Raw genomic sequence first — 15,748 nt, 5'->3', positions numbered from 1 at the left:
TAGAAGTTAAAGTGATTACTCGCGTCCGGTGGGACCAAATAAGCTATCGGCTCCACTGCGGAGTTCACGGAAGAACAGCAAGAAGCCCAGCACATCTCGGAAGGGTTGGGTGAAAGTGTTGAGCGCATACGTGATTCTGCCCACGAGATTTCGACCGATGACAATCACATCGTTGTCTTCAAGCTGAACGTTTTGAGCCATGTTGCCGCTCAGAATGCTCCGGGCATCAATGTCACGAGTGACTGCTTTTTTCTGAATCGGATCGAAGCGAATTAAGGCAATTCGACGCAGATTTGAGTTATCAGGTCCGGGTCTTGCAGCCGTCAGAGCATCCAGAAAAGTGCTGCCATTTGGAAGGGTTAGCGTTCCAAGTCCGTTGTTGGCATAGCTGAGAAGTCGGACGGTGATTTGGGGTTTAACTAACGTCGATCGAGCCATGAGCAAACGATCGTAGTTTTGCTCCTGCTCGGATAACTTCGGAATTACAACCACATCCCCATCTTGCAGTTTGAGATCCGGTAAGGGGGTTCCTTCTTGTAAGGGTGTGACTAAATCGAGCTTTTCTTCAAGGATTGAGCCATCGGATAACGATCGTTTAACTTGTACCGATCGCAAATCCGCCCGCCCGGTTGCGCCACCTGCTAGTAACAAAGCGGCAGAAGTCCGAGGCAACGTCAGGGTATAAAGTCCCGGTTTGGCAATTTCGCCTGTCACTGTGACGAGAACCGGACGCTGACCCGTTAGGGCAACGAATACGACCGGATTAATCACAAATCGATTCACGCCTTGCTGGATGCGTTCTTGTGCTTGAGCGATCGTTAATCCCTGAAGCGGAACTTTTCCTAATAATGGCGCGGTGATGTTGCCTTCTTGGTCGATCGTCGCTTGAAAATTTAGATCAGCAAATCGCTGGACTTGAACAGAAATTGTGTCACCTGCTCCGAGTCGGTAGAGATTAAAAGAATTCACAGGGGGAGCGATCGACGTATTGTTAGAAGTCGTGGGAACTTCTGGAGTCGCAGAGTCGCGTAATTTTTGCCGCGCTTGTTCGATCAACTCCAGTGGAGAAGGACGAGTCGGTAAGGGTGCAGAAGGCTGAGCCGAAACGCTTCGGGCAGATAGCCAGATCGAACTTGCAGGAGCGATCGAGTACACGCCCGCCATGAACAGTGACGTGATCCATCCATACGGAGCAGACCGGAGAAAATGAAATTCAACTAAACGCATGGGAAGCAGTCCAGCGGGGTTTCTAGCTCAATCGTGAGCAACATTGTATTGAGATGCACCCAAATGACATCCGAGTTTTCCGCGCTCAGTATGCCCAGATTTACGAGTTAGAACGCAAAACTTGAGTCGTCAAGGCGGATTGTACGGTTTGGACTAAGGACTCTAGTGTGTTACGGTGCGGCGCGATTTCGTCGAGTGGCTCGATCGCTAAACTGACATTCACGGCAATCCAAGCAGCGCGGCGATTCTGCCATTGAAGCGCACGATCGCGAACAAACCACCAAAACGGCGCAGGATGTCCCCCGTCTTCCCAGGCATACCACCGCATCACCGCATAAGTTTGTCTCGGTGTCCAAGCTCGAAGAAATTCAACCGTGATCGAACCGATTTGAATTTGGCGATGGGAATCGGTTTTTAAGCCTTGAGCACCATCGAGGTCTACCCATTCCACTTGCGGTTGGTCGATCGATCGAGCTTGCGGCAAAAAGAAAACGGTGGCTTGGGTTTGCTTGGAATCTTTGAGCGCTTCCACCATCCATTTACGATCGCCGATCTGCATCACGTTTTTCTCGATCGTTTGCCAACCTGAAATTTCAATGCCGTCTTTTTTCAGCGCTTTCATTTGGTTTAATACTGCCACTTGAGGCGGAGCTTTCCAGCGCCATTCTCCCCCTGATAAATATCCGGGCAGTGCACCAAAGCAAATCAATCCGAGCAAGATGAGCAGTAGAACAACCTTCGGAACATTAGACTTGGCGAACGAAACTAACATCAGGATTGGGGGCTGGATGGTGCGAAGAATTTTTCCATCTGGTTTGACAGCACTATTAGTAAACCCAGCATTGCAGCCGAGTAGACATCGCCACCCCAGCCATCATGAAGTAAGTGGAATGCTGAATCTTGACCCGTACCGTGGAAGAAAGTGAGAAGCGTATTGCGAATAACGTTTGCAGTGACGCTGATGAAGAGAGTGGCGATGAGAAAAACGATCGAGAAAGAACGCGATCGTAAATTGTTTGTCCAATACAGAATCATCAATGCCACGTACGAACTGGTGAAAAGCATTTTCAAGCCAGCACAATAGGGAGCCACTTCGACTCGGCGATTGTTGACAGATAAGTAAATGTTCTGAACCGTGACATCCATGCCGATCTGATTCAAAATAAAGCCTGCTGTCCCCGCAATAAAACTTTGAAGCGGCATTGTATATGGTGCAAGCAAGTATGGGATTTCGTTCGGGGTTGCCAAGAAGACGAGCAATAGAGGAAAGGATTGCAGCTTCAATCCGGGTAATCCTTTAAGCCAGAGACAGATTGCGGTCAATAAAATCGGCAATGAAAGATTGACCGGATCAGGCAGTCCGCTGAGATAAAACACTCCTGCAAGCAGAATCAATCCAAGACTTACAAATCTGGCTGATCCAACCGTGTCTGAAAGTCGAGTCCAGCGTTTCCGGTTGTACCAAGCGATATTTGCTGCGAAAGGTAAACCAATGATGCCGTGACTAAAATATTCATGTTCAATGCTGATCGATTTTCTGATCCAGCCGTCGTACCAATGAATCAGCAACGGAACATATAAGATTGCCAGTAATCCCAGGAGAACCAGATCGCTCCAATGTCGATCGAGAAATGAAAAACGCCGAATTTGCATAGCCTTACACCGGGAGTTCGACAGTAACGGGAGTTGCGAGACTTTCTTCGATCGCGCCAACGACTTGAATCACTTGCGCTTCAGTCAAACCGGGATACATCGGCAGCGAAATGATCTCGTCACACAGACTTTCAGCGATCGGAAAAGCGCCTGCTCGATAGCCCAAATTTCTAAACGCGGGCTGCAAGTGACACGGTAACGGATAGTGAATTCCCGTCTGAATGCCTTGAGCTTCGAGGCGTTCTTGTAGCATTTCTCGATCGATCACTCCTGATTTCAGCACCCGCATCACATACAGGTGATAAACATGACCTTTTCCGCTTTGATTAAAAATTGGGACTAATCCACGTGACTGCAACGGTTTTAGAAGGGCGTTGTATTGTTCGGCAATTTGAGCACGATCGCGATTCCAACTGTGAAGATGTGGTAGTTTCACATTCAAAATCGCCGCTTGAATCGAGTCGAGTCGGCTATTGGTTCCGAAGTCGGTATGAAAATATTTGCGGGGTGCACCGTAGTTTCTTAACGTGCGTAATTTTGTTGCGATCGCTTCGTCTTTTGTGACGACCATGCCGCCATCGCCTAACGCGCCTAGGTTCTTACTCGGATAGAAACTAAATGCAGCCGCTAGCCCGATCGAGCCTGCCCGAATCCCTTCACGTTCTGCTAAATGCGCTTGTGCAGCATCTTCAAAAATAATCAATTCGTAAGTGTGCGCTAAATCTCTGAGCAAACAGGGAGAAACCATTTGCCCGTAAAGATGCACAGGTACGATCGCTCTTGTTCGGGGTGTAATCGCCCGTTCTGCTGCTGCTAAATCGATCAAAGCAGTCTTTGGATCGCAATCAACTAAAATCGGTGTCGCGCCACAGCGCAAAACCCCGATCAGGGTTGCGACAAACGTATTCGCAGGGAGAATCACCTCATCGCCGTGACCAATTCCGCAAGCTTGTAAACCGAGTGCGATCGCATCCGTTCCACAAGCGACCCCAACCCCATGCGCGACTCCACAAGCTTTAGAAAATGCCTGCTCGAAGTCCTTCACTGACTGCCCCATCACATAATCCCCGCGCTGAAGCACACCGTGGATCGCCTGCTCGATCTGAGCCTGAATCGGTTGGTGAAGAGGAGCGAGATCAACGAATGGAACGCTAGGAGAGATGCTCTGCATATTGAAGCCGCCGCGATAGAGTCAAAACTCGGAAAAGTCAAAACCGCGCTCTATCTAGAGTCGCGAGTCTGACTGGTTCAGAGTACCCAAGCGATCGAGCTTCAATTCCAGCGCATTTACTGACGATGTAACCAATTCACCGTTGCCACCGATGCGATCGTTCCGAGAAAATGCGCCGTCATCGTGATCATGTTCGCCATTGCCAGAAACACATCGAGTGGGCGAATAATTCGAGTCGGATCATAAATGGCGACTCCTTGCGGTTGTGAAATCGATTTTGATAACAACACCCCCAATGCTGAACCGCCACCCAAAATAGAAAACGCCATACCGATAAAACCTGCCAAAATGCCAAGTTTTAAGACTTGAATCACGTCGCTTTTTTTCGGATGTCGATCGTGATTTGCATGACGCAACCGACGAGCAAACAGCAATTGACGAAATGCCAGAAACGCCGTGTACAGTAAAACCGCGATCGCGCACACTGCCCAAAACGTAGCAATTCCAAGTCCAGGAGTCGTGCCAGCGGTATTATTTTCTTGAGAACTAATCGCGTTGTTAAAATTGCGTCCCGCGATCGCGAACAGTAGTAGAACTCCTGCGGCAATTCCGAGTCCAAGCTGAGTCACGATCCCCGACCATCCAATCAGACGCAAAATCCGTCCAATCTGTCCTAATTTATGAACAAGAGAATCATCTTCAGTGGCGGGAAGTGGTGTATGAGGTTGCATTCTTCTTTCCTCGATCGACTTGTTATTTCACAAGCTATTCGAGAGGAACGATCGAGACGACTCTCTCTAGAACGATCTCTTGGCTTCCAAATTCGGACAAATCGTAGTTTCGACGAATTCTGGTGCGGGTTCTTGCCACTGCGACAGAACCGATTGTAATTCCGTTCGGAGCGTATTCAACTGTTCGATCTGTTCCGTGATTTGAGCGATTTTGTCTTGAATCTGCCCTTTCACGGTTTCACAAGGCAACACCCCTCGATCGTGTACTGCCAGAATTTCTTTCACTTCTTCTAAACTCAGTCCTAGTGACTGCGCTCGTTTGATGAATGCCAATCGATCGACAACCTGCGGCAGAAATAACCGATATCCAGACTGCGATCGCTCGACGGTCGGCGCAAGCAATCCAATATCGTCGTAATAGCGAATCGTTTTAACAGGTAAACCGCTTTTCGCAGCAGCTTCACCGATTTTCAGCATTTCTTAAATCAGGGAGCGAAGGACGGGAAGACCGTTCGGGTAAGGCGCGAGGCATTCGAGTCGGGCGATCGTCTGAAGGAGTGACGCGCACGGGTGCAGGACGTTGAGACAGCGACCACCAGCGGAAGAGAAAGGAAAGTGAAACCGTACTTAGTCCAAACATCACAAGCGACGTGCTTTGATCAAATCCTCCGATCGCGACATTCATTGCACCTGCGGTCAGAATAAATGCGGTCAGTGGCTCTTTGCGATAAAACGTTCTCAAAAAGCGAAACCATAAAACGTTCATAGATTTTCCGGGAATACGCTGAATTCTATTTTAAAGGCTTCGACTGAGAGACGGTGAAATCCCTCAGTCTTCAGACACGCTTAAATCAGTCCCAGCCAGGTGAGTACGCCTTGTCCGGTAACATATTCCACGATCAGCGCTGCGACAAAACCGATCATTGCAGCCCGTCCATTCAATCGCTCGGCATAATCATTAAAGCCAAATTTCGGATTCTCCAGTTTCGGAGTCACGGTGGGTTGAGTCTGGGTCATGGTGAACAAAGCTTTTACAATTCTTCGTCCTCATTCTAAACATGACTCGCTCTCGAATGACGGCTCTCCCATAAATTGCCGATTAAATTAGAGATATATCGATCGAGGTTGACTATGGAAATTGGTGTGCCCAAAGAAACAAAGGATCAAGAGTTCCGAGTGGGTCTAAGTCCAAGTAGTGTGCGGGTGTTGGTAGAGCAGGGGCATTCGGTCTTTGTCGAGTCGAATGCGGGCACGGGATCGGGGTTTACTGATGCAGAATACACACAAGCAGGAGCCTTGATCGTTTCTCACGCCAAGGAAGTCTGGGATCGCGAATTGGTCGTGAAAGTCAAAGAACCGCTCTCCTCGGAATACGATTTTCTGCAAAAAGGGAAATTGCTCTTTACCTATTTGCATCTAGCAGCGAATCGACGATTGACCGAGCAATTATTAGATTCAGGCGTGAGCGCGATCGCGTATGAAACCGTTGAACTTCCCGATCGACGTTTGCCCTTATTAACCCCGATGAGCATTATCGCCGGACGCTTATCGGTGCAGTTCGGATCGCGCTATTTAGAACGACAACAAGGCGGTCGGGGTGTCTTGCTCGGCGGTGTTCCGGGAGTTAGACCGGGGCGAGTCGTGATTCTTGGTGGCGGAATGGTCGGAACGGAAGCGGCGAGAATGGCGATCGGGATGGGTGCACAAGTGACAATTCTCGATGTGAATGTCGATCGCTTGTCGTATCTCGAAACGATTTTCGGTTCACGCGTTGAGCTACTTTACAGCAATTCCAGCCATATTGAGGAACTTGTGCCGCAGGCTGATTTACTGATTGGCTCAGTGCTGATTCCAGGGCGAAAAGCTCCGACCTTGGTATCGAGAGACTTGGTGAAACAAATGCGATCGGGTTCTGTAATCGTCGATGTCGCAGTCGATCAAGGTGGCTGTATTGAAACGCTGCATCCAACCTCTCACACAGAGCCAACTTATGTCGATGAAGGTGTCGTGCATTATGGTGTGCCCAATATGCCTGGAGCTGTTCCCTGGACGGCAACGCAAGCGTTGAATAATAGTACGCTACCGTATGTGATCAAGTTGGCAAACTATGGAATGACGGCACTCGATCGGGATTCTGCCTTAGCCAAAGGATTAAATGTGCAAAATCACCATTTGATTCATCCCGCAGTTCAAGAAGTCTTTCCCGATTTAACGTCCGATCAATGAGTTCCTTCGCTCCGTTGTCCATTCGCCCCGGAATAGAATTCGGGGCTGACGGTGCGAAGTCCCTTCAGGACTGCAAGCCGCTAGATTCACCCGTCTTCAGCCCCCTTTAGTGGGCTTCGCGCGATTAGCCCCGAATTTCATTCCGGGGCGAGACCGCATCGAAGCGAAAAGACTTAAAGACTTGTCAAACTCGCGTCAATTTAGGACACATCTGATTTGTCTGGCGCATCAATTACTTCTTGCGGTGCTTCTGGCAATTTCTCTAATTCCACTTGTGCGTGTTCGATAATTTGCGCCTCGTATTCATCTTTGCGCCAGCGATCGAGAATGTCGCGCACGAGCGCTTCTCTCACCCAAATCTGACCCACAATCACTAAGGGAATTGCCAGAAACAAACCGAGAAACCCGAACGCGATCGCACAAACAACCTGCGAAATCAAAGTCACCGCTGGCAAAATTGACACCTGCTTCGACATCACAAACGGAACGAGCAAATACTGTTCAAGCTGCTGAATCAAAACGTAAACGATTAGAACTGCCAAAGCTTTCCAAGGCGCATCGAGGAGCGCAACCGCGATCGGTGGAATCACACTCAACACCGGACCCACATTCGGAATCGCCTCTAACAATCCCGCTAAAAGGGCATTCGCCAACACAAGCGGCACACCCAGAATCAGCAAAGCAATTCCACTTACAAGACCAATCACGACCATGTTGATCAAAATTCCAATAATCCAGTTCACTAGCGACACTTCGCACAATGAAAGAATTTGATCCGCACGTCTGCGATAAAACGACGGAAACAGCGCAATAAATCCTTGGCGATACGGTTGGGGATTAATCAACAACATGATCGTCAAGATCAACACCAACAAAACATTCAATAGTGCCGTCAACGCATTCGAGAACAGCGCAACGAAATTTCCTAACAATCGAGTGACCAGCGGTTGAACCTGCCGCACCAAATCATCGACACCTGGTAAATACTGCGACGATCCAGGAATCATCTGCTGCATTTGATCAAACCAAGTTTGAGCGCGATCGAAGCCTCTCGGCACTAATTCAATCAACTGCTGAAACTGTGAAATAAACGGCGGCACAATCAGCCCGACAAATAACACCATCAGCACAATGAGCGTCACGATCGAGACTAGCACTGCTCCTCCGCGCTTCAATCCAAATCGTTGCAGCGACTTCGCCAGACTACTCAGCGCGGTCGCAAATACGACTGCCGCGAAGACTAGCAGCAAGACTTGACGAAGCTCCCAGAGAATATAGAGCGAAATCGTGAATGCCAAAAATCCGATCCATTTGCCGAGTCCCACCGTGATCACTCCTTATCGAACCTGATTGAGTGTACTCTTCAGATTGAACGTGATCTCGAAATTTTTTCTACTGCCTTACGAGAGGGATGCGACATCGACGATCAGTTTTCTTCAAATCTTCCAGTCTCCACATTGCACCGCTCCTAATTTTGAGGAACGAAGCGCTGAATAGTTTCTACTGGAAAACCGGTTTGTGCAGCGATTTGCTCAACAGTCATTCCACTCTGAAGCAAAAGAGGCACGGTTTTTTCAAGCACTTCTTCTTGCGCCTGTTGATATGCACGAGTTTGTCTTAGATCCCCAAGTCCTAGCATTTCGCCTATCTCCCCGAAAGTTAGCTGTGGAAATTTGTATACGAAAACGGTCTCGATCAATTCTATGAAATTTCGCTGTACTGTCACATCTGTAACTTCTTGACGAGTGCGATCGATTAACGCCCGTCCTTTCGTTGGAGCCTGTTTCGGTTTCGTCCCGATCAGTTGCAGAAGTCCCAGTCCTATTGAGCGATCGCCCATCTCCGGCGGTAGTTTGTTGAGATAGATCCGTTGTAACCTCGGATTATTATCGTATTCAGAATAAGGATGTGGCAGTCCAGGGTCAAAGCGTTTCTCAGTAAAGATAACCACCGCTTGCCAGGGATTCACGGGTTTGTAGTCTTTCAGGTACAGATGAACTTCACCAAAGAATCGGTAATAGAAGTTTTCCTCCTCTCTGTACCCTTGAGCTTCCACAAAATAAATGGGCGCTTGACGCATTCGGAGCGGTGGAAAAAAGATGCCATCGATCGTAAAACTCGTTTGCTTCACTTCTTGAGAGCCAAACCCGTAAGCGCTCGATCGAGGATCAGTCTCACCAATCAACTCAAAGAACGTACTGGGAGCAGTTTGGAATATTTTGTAGAAAATTGAGTCAGTTTTCATAAAAACAAGTGTACTTCTCAGATTGAACGTGATCCCGAAATTTTTTCTACTGTCTTGCGATGGGGATTGTGTGACTCGCTACAAGAATGGAGCAGGAAGGTCGTATTCTAGGCAAAGGCAAAAATTGATTTGCTCGAAAATGCCGCCTTGTTCACTACCGAGTTAACAACTATGATGGATGCCTTAGACACCGCGATCGAATCGATTCGTGCCCGTGAAATTCTCGATTCGCGTGGTCGTCCGACGATCGAAGCTGAAGTGATGCTTGCCAATGGTGCGTATGGATTGGCACAGGTTCCCAGTGGAGCCTCGACCGGAAGTTTTGAGGCGCACGAACTCCGCGATGATGACAAGAGCCGCTACGGAGGAAAAGGTGTCCTCAAAGCGGTGGAAAATGTCGAGAAAGCACTTGCCCCGAAGTTGATCGGACTCGATGCGATTAATCAAGAGTTAGTCGATCGCACGATGATCTCGATCGATGGATCTGCGAATAAGTCGAATCTGGGCGCGAATGCGATTTTAGGAGTGTCTTTGGCAACCGCAAAAGCAGGGGCAGACGCACTCGGATTGCCGCTGTATCGTTATCTGGGCGGACCGTTATCGAATGTGTTACCTGTGCCGTTGATGAATGTGATTAACGGGGGCGCTCATGCGGATAACAACGTCGATTTTCAAGAGTTCATGATTGTTCCGGTTGGAGCAGCGTCGTTCCGAGAAGCGCTGAGATGGGGTGCTGAAGTGTTCACATCTCTGAGCAAAGTGCTACATGACAAGGGACTGTTAACCGGAGTCGGTGACGAGGGCGGATTTGCGCCGAACTTAGAATCGAATCAGGCAGCGCTGGATCTGTTGATTTCGGCGATCGAGAAAGCGGGCTACAAACCAGGTGAACAAGTTGCCCTTGCGCTTGATGTGGCAGCGAGTGAGTTCTACAAAGAGGGACAATACACCTACGATGGAACCGCTCACAGTCCGGTAGAAATGGTGGACTATCTGGCACAGTTAGTCGGTAGTTATCCGATTGTGTCGATCGAAGATGGTTTACACGAAGATGATTGGCAACATTGGCAGTTATTGACCGAGAAGATTGGTAGCAAATGCCAATTAGTCGGAGATGATTTGTTTGTCACGAACATTACGCGACTGCAAAAGGGAATTGAACAGAAAGCGGGTAATTCGATTTTAATCAAATTGAATCAAATTGGATCACTTACAGAAACGCTACAAGCGATCGATTTAGGAGCGCGAAACGGATTTCGATCGATTATCAGTCATCGTTCTGGAGAAACGGAAGATACAACGATCGCAGATTTAGCAGTCGCAACTCGTGCGGGACAAATTAAAACTGGATCATTGTGCCGGAGTGAACGAGTGGCAAAATACAATCGTTTGCTGCGGATCGAGGATGAATTGGGCGATCGTGCGGTTTATGCTGGAACGGCTGGGATGGCTCCGAGCTATAAGTAGGAAGATTAAGGAGTCGATCGACCGTCTGCGATCGACTCCTTGATTTGAAGAAATAACAATTCAGCAGATGTACATGAAATAGTTTGAAGAAAGTGTAAAGAATTTATCAGTTTCAGCCTTGACTGATGTTTTTTCTATAGCGAGAAGTATGATCAGCGCAGGATTGAAGCCCCCGTCTCCGCATCGATCGCAGATCCAGCGTTCAAGTACTTCTGTTTATGAAATCTACAATCGCGCTTTCGAGCCTTGTCCTCCTCTCGTTTGTGAACATCGCCCCGGTTTTTGCCCTCAGTAAAACAGTAAACTTGCTGAACGATCAACCACTATCAGAAACCTCCGCTCAACTTGAAGTCGCCAGTGTTATCGATGTCATCAACCAAGGCACGAGAGAAGCGGATCAAATTCGCCGCAAGATTCAAGCAGAAGAACGCCGCCGCGAACGACAACGAAAAAGAGAGCTTGAAGCCCAAAAACGCCGCGAACGAGCCGCAGAGCGCGAACGGTTACGGCGCGAAATCGAAGCAAGCCGACAACAGCGCCGAGTAGAACTCGAAGCCGCCCGCAAACGTTCAACCGAACAACAGCGACTAGAAGCAGAAAGACGGCAGCAATATTTTAATAGTCTTTCACCACAAGAACAAAAAGCGTATTTGGCACAGCAGCAAAGACGAAAAAGAGAAGCGGATCAAGCTGCACTGCTGTTTATTCTGGGTCTCGCTGCACTCAGTTCACAGTACGGGTCAATGACGCAAGAGGGAGGGAAAGACGCAGCTTGTAACATTGATATTAGAAATGACCGTAATCATCCCGCTTATGCACGTTGCGTCAGAGAAGAACAAGAGTGGATTGGCAACGTTTTGGGGAAATAGCACTTCTAAGCGTGAAAGAGCGATCGACCTTTCGCGATCGCTCAGTTCCTTTAGTTCGATAATTTATTCGCGGGCTGCAATCGTTCGGAATCTGTCGTGGGACGCTTCACGGCTTTTCTCGGTTGCAGCGCATCTCGACCCAATTGGACGGTGATATCCGATCGCAGATCGCCCGTATTTTCGATTCGCACTTCTCCAAACCCTAATGCTCGTCGAATCGCTTCCGCACTACTGACATCGCCCCATTCCGCCACGATTCGAGTCACGCTGAGCGGTTCGCTCCAGTCTTGCCCTTCGTAAACGTTCTCATAGCCCGCTTTGTTCAAGGCAGACATCGCTGTTTGAACGCTCTTGGTTTGCTTCGTGCTGTCTTGAATTGCGATTTTGATCGAAGCTGGCTCAGGAGATTCTAAGCTGGACGTGCCGAAATTGAAGTACTGCGACATCATGCCTTTAATGCGATCGGGATTCGGCAACCAGTAACTCGCTTTATATTCACCTGGTGAGCTAAATTCACCCGGAACCATCAGCATTTTCGTGTTCGATCGATTCACCTGCGACGCAAATCCAACGAGTGCGACCAGTTCTTCGACCGTCAAATTAGTATCGATGTGAGACTGCACGACATTGAGCAAACTTGGGAATCGTGCCACTGTCGAAGGATTCAACGATTGTTCCATCAGTGACCGCATCACCATCTGTTGGCGTTGAATCCGCCCGATATCGCCATTTTCGTCGTGACGGTAGCGTAAAAGTTGCAGCACTTTATTGCCGTCTAACTGTTGCCGTCCGGCTTTGAGATTGATGTAGAGACGTTGGCTATCGTCTTGATATTTCATGTCTTTGGGAACGTGAACCGTGACACCACCGAGCGCATCCACGAGCGCTTGCACCCCTTGAACATTGATTGTGATATAGCGATCGATACCCACGCCGCCGAGCAGTTCACTTACAGATTTTGCGCTCAGTGCTGGACCCCCGTAATAGTTCGCTTCGTTAATCTTGGTCATGCCGTGATCCGCGATATAAGTGCGGGTATCACGCGGAATCGACATCACCACGACTTTTTTATTCTCCGGGTCAAATCGGAGCAGCAACATCGTATCGGTTAAACCCTCGAACGAGTTGACCAGTGCTTGATACGGAAGTTTTTTCAGGTGTTCAGGCGCATTACCAACATCGGTCGTGAGAACTTTTGTACCGAGAACAAGAATGTTAACAGGGCGGGTTAGAGCAGGAAGCTGGAGACTCATTCGCGTCGAAAAGCGATCGCCTTTTCCGAAAATCGAAGCTTCAGACGGCGAGAGTTGTCGCTGCATTAAAGGAGTGCTGGCGAGGGAAACCGCGAGAAGTGCGCCAGCGGTCGCGGAAATCATTGCAATTCCGCTCAGAGAAAGTGCCATGAACAGCAATCGCATTTTGCGCGATCGCTGTGTGGGTTTCTTTTTGCGGGGTTGTCCCGGTTTCGGGGATTGTCCCGCTTTGATCGGCTGTCCCGATTTGACTTGTGCGGGCTGGACTTTCTTCTTAACCGGACGTTGCTGATTGACGCTTTTCACAGGTACCCTCATCACACCATAATTTTCGATTGAACTCGGAACTTCGCAAATCTCGGACTTCAATGGTACGCAATGAAACCCGAATCAGCGAGATTTTTCAGGGTCATTCACGAGCAAAGTGAATGACTAAAGGCAGTATGCTAACCATATTTCCCTGATTTTGGCGGTACAAACTGGATAAAATCAAGAACTTGTTTTGTAACTGCATTGATTTTAGAAGCAAAGATGAAAATGAATCACTTTTTTGAAACTGTACCTCTATATTGTTTTCCTACTTAAAGTAGATCAAGAGGTTCAATCCTGGAATCGTCCGAGAGAGAGTCCACAAAAGTAATGCAATGTACAGGGTTCCTAACGCCCATTGGTACCAAACTAAGACAGAGATCAATCCGGGTAAGTGTTCGTCTCGTAAGCGGATGTCATTAAATCCAAAGCGAAGAAAATTATTAAAGCTGAAGTCGAAGTAATTTAACCAGTTCCATTTACGATCCCAGAGAATCGGTAAGTATCGCTCTCGAAATAAGGGATATCTCGGAATTGTGGGAAGTCTGCCGATTAAAATTCGCAGTTGCCGCAATGTGCCTTCTTCTGAAAAGTAGCTGACTTCCATCATTGGGTGATATCGACCTTGGCGATAAAGGAGTGCAATGAGAATTAAGGGCACAGGGATCGCAACGATCGACCACCACAGCAGCGTAATCAACGGACGATCGGCAGTTTGAATCACCGCAGTTAAGCCGAGAAGAAACAGAACGATCGCAAAACTGATCGTCGAAATGATTTCAGAAACGGTTGGCAAAATGGGTTTTGGATGGCGACGACGAACGCGATCGACTATCCAAAACAAAACGCTGAAATAAGCAACGGTCACGATCCCGATTCCGAAAATTAGCCAAAAACTCGTGCCGTTTCGACTGAGTAACAACAGCAGCGTTGAACTAATCCAACGAAACGCGATCGAGAGTTTTCGCCAAAGATTCAACGCAGGCGGTAACGGATCAGCAGCAATCACGCGATCGCGAACATTAATGTAAGTCGCAATGCCAATCTGATCAACTGCGAGTAATTCTGTTAAATTCCGAAACGGTTGATCTTTGCGGCGTTGAATAATTGCATTCGCTTGAGACTCACTAAATCCGATTTGGTTTAATTTCGCGACAGTTGCGGTGTTGAGATCAGTGCCGAAAAGCAGGCGTTTGAGTTGGCGCGATCGCAAAGTTTGAGTGAGATAGTCTACCTGATTCGCATCAGAAATCTGTTCTAATCGTCGAAAGTTTCGCACCAACTCCCGCAGTAAATTTTCGTTTCCTTGCAGGGTTGGGACAGAAATCACTCGTCCAATTTGTCCAGGATCACCGAGAATTTTCGCTTTATCTGAATCGAATCGCAATCCTGGAACATTCAGATATGCGCCTTTGGTGAAACTGCAATAACTGAAATCCGCTCGATCGAGAATCGTCGCGCCTCTAAGATTTGCCAATGAATCGAACTGAGCTTCTCGAAACACCGCAGATTTCTCGAATGTGGCATCGGTAAGAAACAGCGATCGACCAAATCGAGCTTTACTAAAATTCGCTTGATCGCGCCATCGAGTTTGAGCAAAATCAGCATTCCCTTGCCATTGAACCCGCGTAAAATTTGCAGGCTGATAAAACACCGCTTGATTAAAATTTGCGGTGTTCTGGAATTCTGCCCCTTGAAAATTCACGTCGCCCCGAAATTGAACCTGATTGAATTCTGCTTTAGCAAAAAAGATCGTGTTGCGAAACTGAACTTCTCGACCAAAATTCGCACTAGCAAAATTCATCGGTAAACTAAACCGTGATTGTGAAAGATCTGCTCCCGTTGGAAATTGAATTCCTTGCGCTTCAAATCGATTCAGAAAAAATGTATTCGTTAAGTCTGCAAATCCTGTAATCCGAGTTTGCACTAATTTAATCGGTGCACGAAACACCGTTAATTGCAGCGGCGTTATCGTTTCGGTTGGCTTAATTAACAACGATTGTGATAACGTACTTAACCGATATAAACGTCTACGATCGCGCTTCAATTGTTCCTGTTCCGCAGACGTAAACAATTTCGACAATGCGGCTCCATCGTAAATCGGTGCCCGTAATCCCAATTTACTCGTCGTAAAGTCCCCCTCGATCAGCGAATTACTTAAATCTAATCCGAGCGGCACTCCCGGTTTTTGCAATTGTGCCTGCACCAAACTGTAAAACTGATCGCGAAATGCAGCATTTTCGGGACGTAGATCGATCGACATTCTTCTAAGATCGACGATACGCGTTCCTTCACTCGGAATGGGCGATCGCAATCGTTCCTGTAACAATTCCAACGTGAGAGGCACGCGATCGAGGGAAGCTGCCTCAACCGGAACCGCCCAAACCCAAATCAAAATTGCGAATAAAACAGTAAAAAACGCTCGCACAGCAGACCTAACACTCTCTGTCTGTTTATACCGGAAGAACGATCGCATCGATTACAACTTGTGAAAACTTTCTGCTTCATTTTCAACAAGAGAAATATCATGCTGAAGACTTCTATCAAAAATTTTCTACGGCAGAGTTCCGAAACTCAAGCTGATGTTCCTGAAGCGA

The 15,748-nt window shown here is 48.0% G+C and carries 15 protein-coding genes; 3 read left to right on the top strand and 12 right to left on the bottom strand.

Annotation, left to right across the window (positions count from 1 at the left end):
- Window positions 1-15 precede the first annotated feature (15 nt).
- From NIES2104_RS07875 to NIES2104_RS30735, 8 genes are all read right to left on the bottom strand, one after another.
- Entirely contained in the window at window positions 16-1,227 is a 1,212-nt protein-coding gene (locus NIES2104_RS07875) for a polysaccharide biosynthesis/export family protein (RefSeq protein WP_225895216.1), read from the bottom strand.
- A gap of 100 nt (window positions 1,228-1,327) precedes the next feature.
- Window positions 1,328-1,999: a cyanoexosortase B system-associated protein gene (locus NIES2104_RS07870; protein WP_058997372.1), complete on the bottom strand. Its 672-nt coding sequence runs from the start codon at window positions 1,997-1,999 to the stop codon at window positions 1,328-1,330.
- Complete coding sequence (gene crtB / locus NIES2104_RS07865; RefSeq protein ID WP_058997369.1) at window positions 1,999-2,880, bottom strand: cyanoexosortase B; 882 nt, start codon at window positions 2,878-2,880, stop codon at window positions 1,999-2,001. Before crtB ends, NIES2104_RS07870 begins: the two co-directional genes overlap by 1 nt.
- A 4-nt stretch (window positions 2,881-2,884) precedes the next feature.
- Window positions 2,885-4,051: a DegT/DnrJ/EryC1/StrS aminotransferase family protein gene (locus NIES2104_RS07860; protein WP_058997367.1), complete on the bottom strand. Its 1,167-nt coding sequence runs from the start codon at window positions 4,049-4,051 to the stop codon at window positions 2,885-2,887.
- Between the two features lie 116 nt (window positions 4,052-4,167).
- Entirely contained in the window at window positions 4,168-4,782 is a 615-nt protein-coding gene (locus NIES2104_RS07855) for a DUF3611 family protein (RefSeq protein ID WP_058997366.1), read from the bottom strand.
- A 66-nt stretch (window positions 4,783-4,848) separates the two neighbouring features.
- Window positions 4,849-5,259, bottom strand: a complete 411-nt coding sequence (locus NIES2104_RS07850; RefSeq protein WP_058997364.1) for a heavy metal-responsive transcriptional regulator — start codon at window positions 5,257-5,259, stop codon at window positions 4,849-4,851.
- Window positions 5,243-5,548, bottom strand: a complete 306-nt coding sequence (locus tag NIES2104_RS07845) for a hypothetical protein (protein ID WP_058997362.1) — start codon at window positions 5,546-5,548, stop codon at window positions 5,243-5,245. The genes NIES2104_RS07850 and NIES2104_RS07845 overlap by 17 nt, the downstream gene beginning before the upstream one ends.
- Window positions 5,549-5,628: 80 nt before the next feature.
- Entirely contained in the window at window positions 5,629-5,799 is a 171-nt protein-coding gene (locus NIES2104_RS30735) for a chlorophyll a/b-binding protein (protein ID WP_072218042.1), read from the bottom strand.
- Between the two features lie 114 nt (window positions 5,800-5,913).
- Between NIES2104_RS30735 and ald the strand changes: the two genes are divergently transcribed.
- The gene (gene ald / locus NIES2104_RS07840) at window positions 5,914-7,008 is read left to right on the top strand and encodes an alanine dehydrogenase (protein ID WP_058997360.1); all 1,095 of its coding nucleotides are present in this window, start codon (window positions 5,914-5,916) and stop codon (window positions 7,006-7,008) included.
- A gap of 200 nt (window positions 7,009-7,208) precedes the next feature.
- On the opposite strand, the gene NIES2104_RS07835 is transcribed toward ald, so the two are convergent.
- Window positions 7,209-8,333, bottom strand: coding sequence for an AI-2E family transporter (locus NIES2104_RS07835; RefSeq protein ID WP_059001613.1), 1,125 nt, complete (start codon window positions 8,331-8,333; stop codon window positions 7,209-7,211).
- A 143-nt stretch (window positions 8,334-8,476) separates the two neighbouring features.
- Complete coding sequence (locus NIES2104_RS07830; RefSeq protein ID WP_058997359.1) at window positions 8,477-9,253, bottom strand: DUF2887 domain-containing protein; 777 nt, start codon at window positions 9,251-9,253, stop codon at window positions 8,477-8,479.
- Window positions 9,254-9,424: 171 nt separating this feature from the next.
- On the opposite strand from NIES2104_RS07830, the gene eno reads away from it, so the two are divergent.
- Together eno and NIES2104_RS07820 are read left to right on the top strand one after the other, a co-directional pair.
- Window positions 9,425-10,720 (top strand): phosphopyruvate hydratase, encoded by a 1,296-nt coding sequence (eno, locus tag NIES2104_RS07825; protein ID WP_058997357.1) that lies wholly within the window; start codon window positions 9,425-9,427, stop codon window positions 10,718-10,720.
- 218 nt (window positions 10,721-10,938) lie between these two features.
- Window positions 10,939-11,589, top strand: coding sequence for a hypothetical protein (locus NIES2104_RS07820; RefSeq protein ID WP_058997355.1), 651 nt, complete (start codon window positions 10,939-10,941; stop codon window positions 11,587-11,589).
- A 50-nt stretch (window positions 11,590-11,639) separates the two neighbouring features.
- On the opposite strand, the gene NIES2104_RS07815 is transcribed toward NIES2104_RS07820, so the two are convergent.
- Window positions 11,640-13,148: an LCP family protein gene (locus NIES2104_RS07815; protein WP_082690111.1), complete on the bottom strand. Its 1,509-nt coding sequence runs from the start codon at window positions 13,146-13,148 to the stop codon at window positions 11,640-11,642.
- Window positions 13,149-13,419: 271 nt separating this feature from the next.
- Window positions 13,420-15,579, bottom strand: a complete 2,160-nt coding sequence (locus tag NIES2104_RS07810; protein WP_058997354.1) for a pentapeptide repeat-containing protein — start codon at window positions 15,577-15,579, stop codon at window positions 13,420-13,422.
- Between the last annotated feature and the right edge of the window lie 169 nt (window positions 15,580-15,748).

This window comes from Leptolyngbya sp. NIES-2104 (assembly GCF_001485215.1).
Classification (GTDB): domain Bacteria; phylum Cyanobacteriota; class Cyanobacteriia; order Leptolyngbyales; family Leptolyngbyaceae; genus Leptolyngbya.
This window is presented reverse-complemented; position numbering and strand designations above follow the sequence as displayed.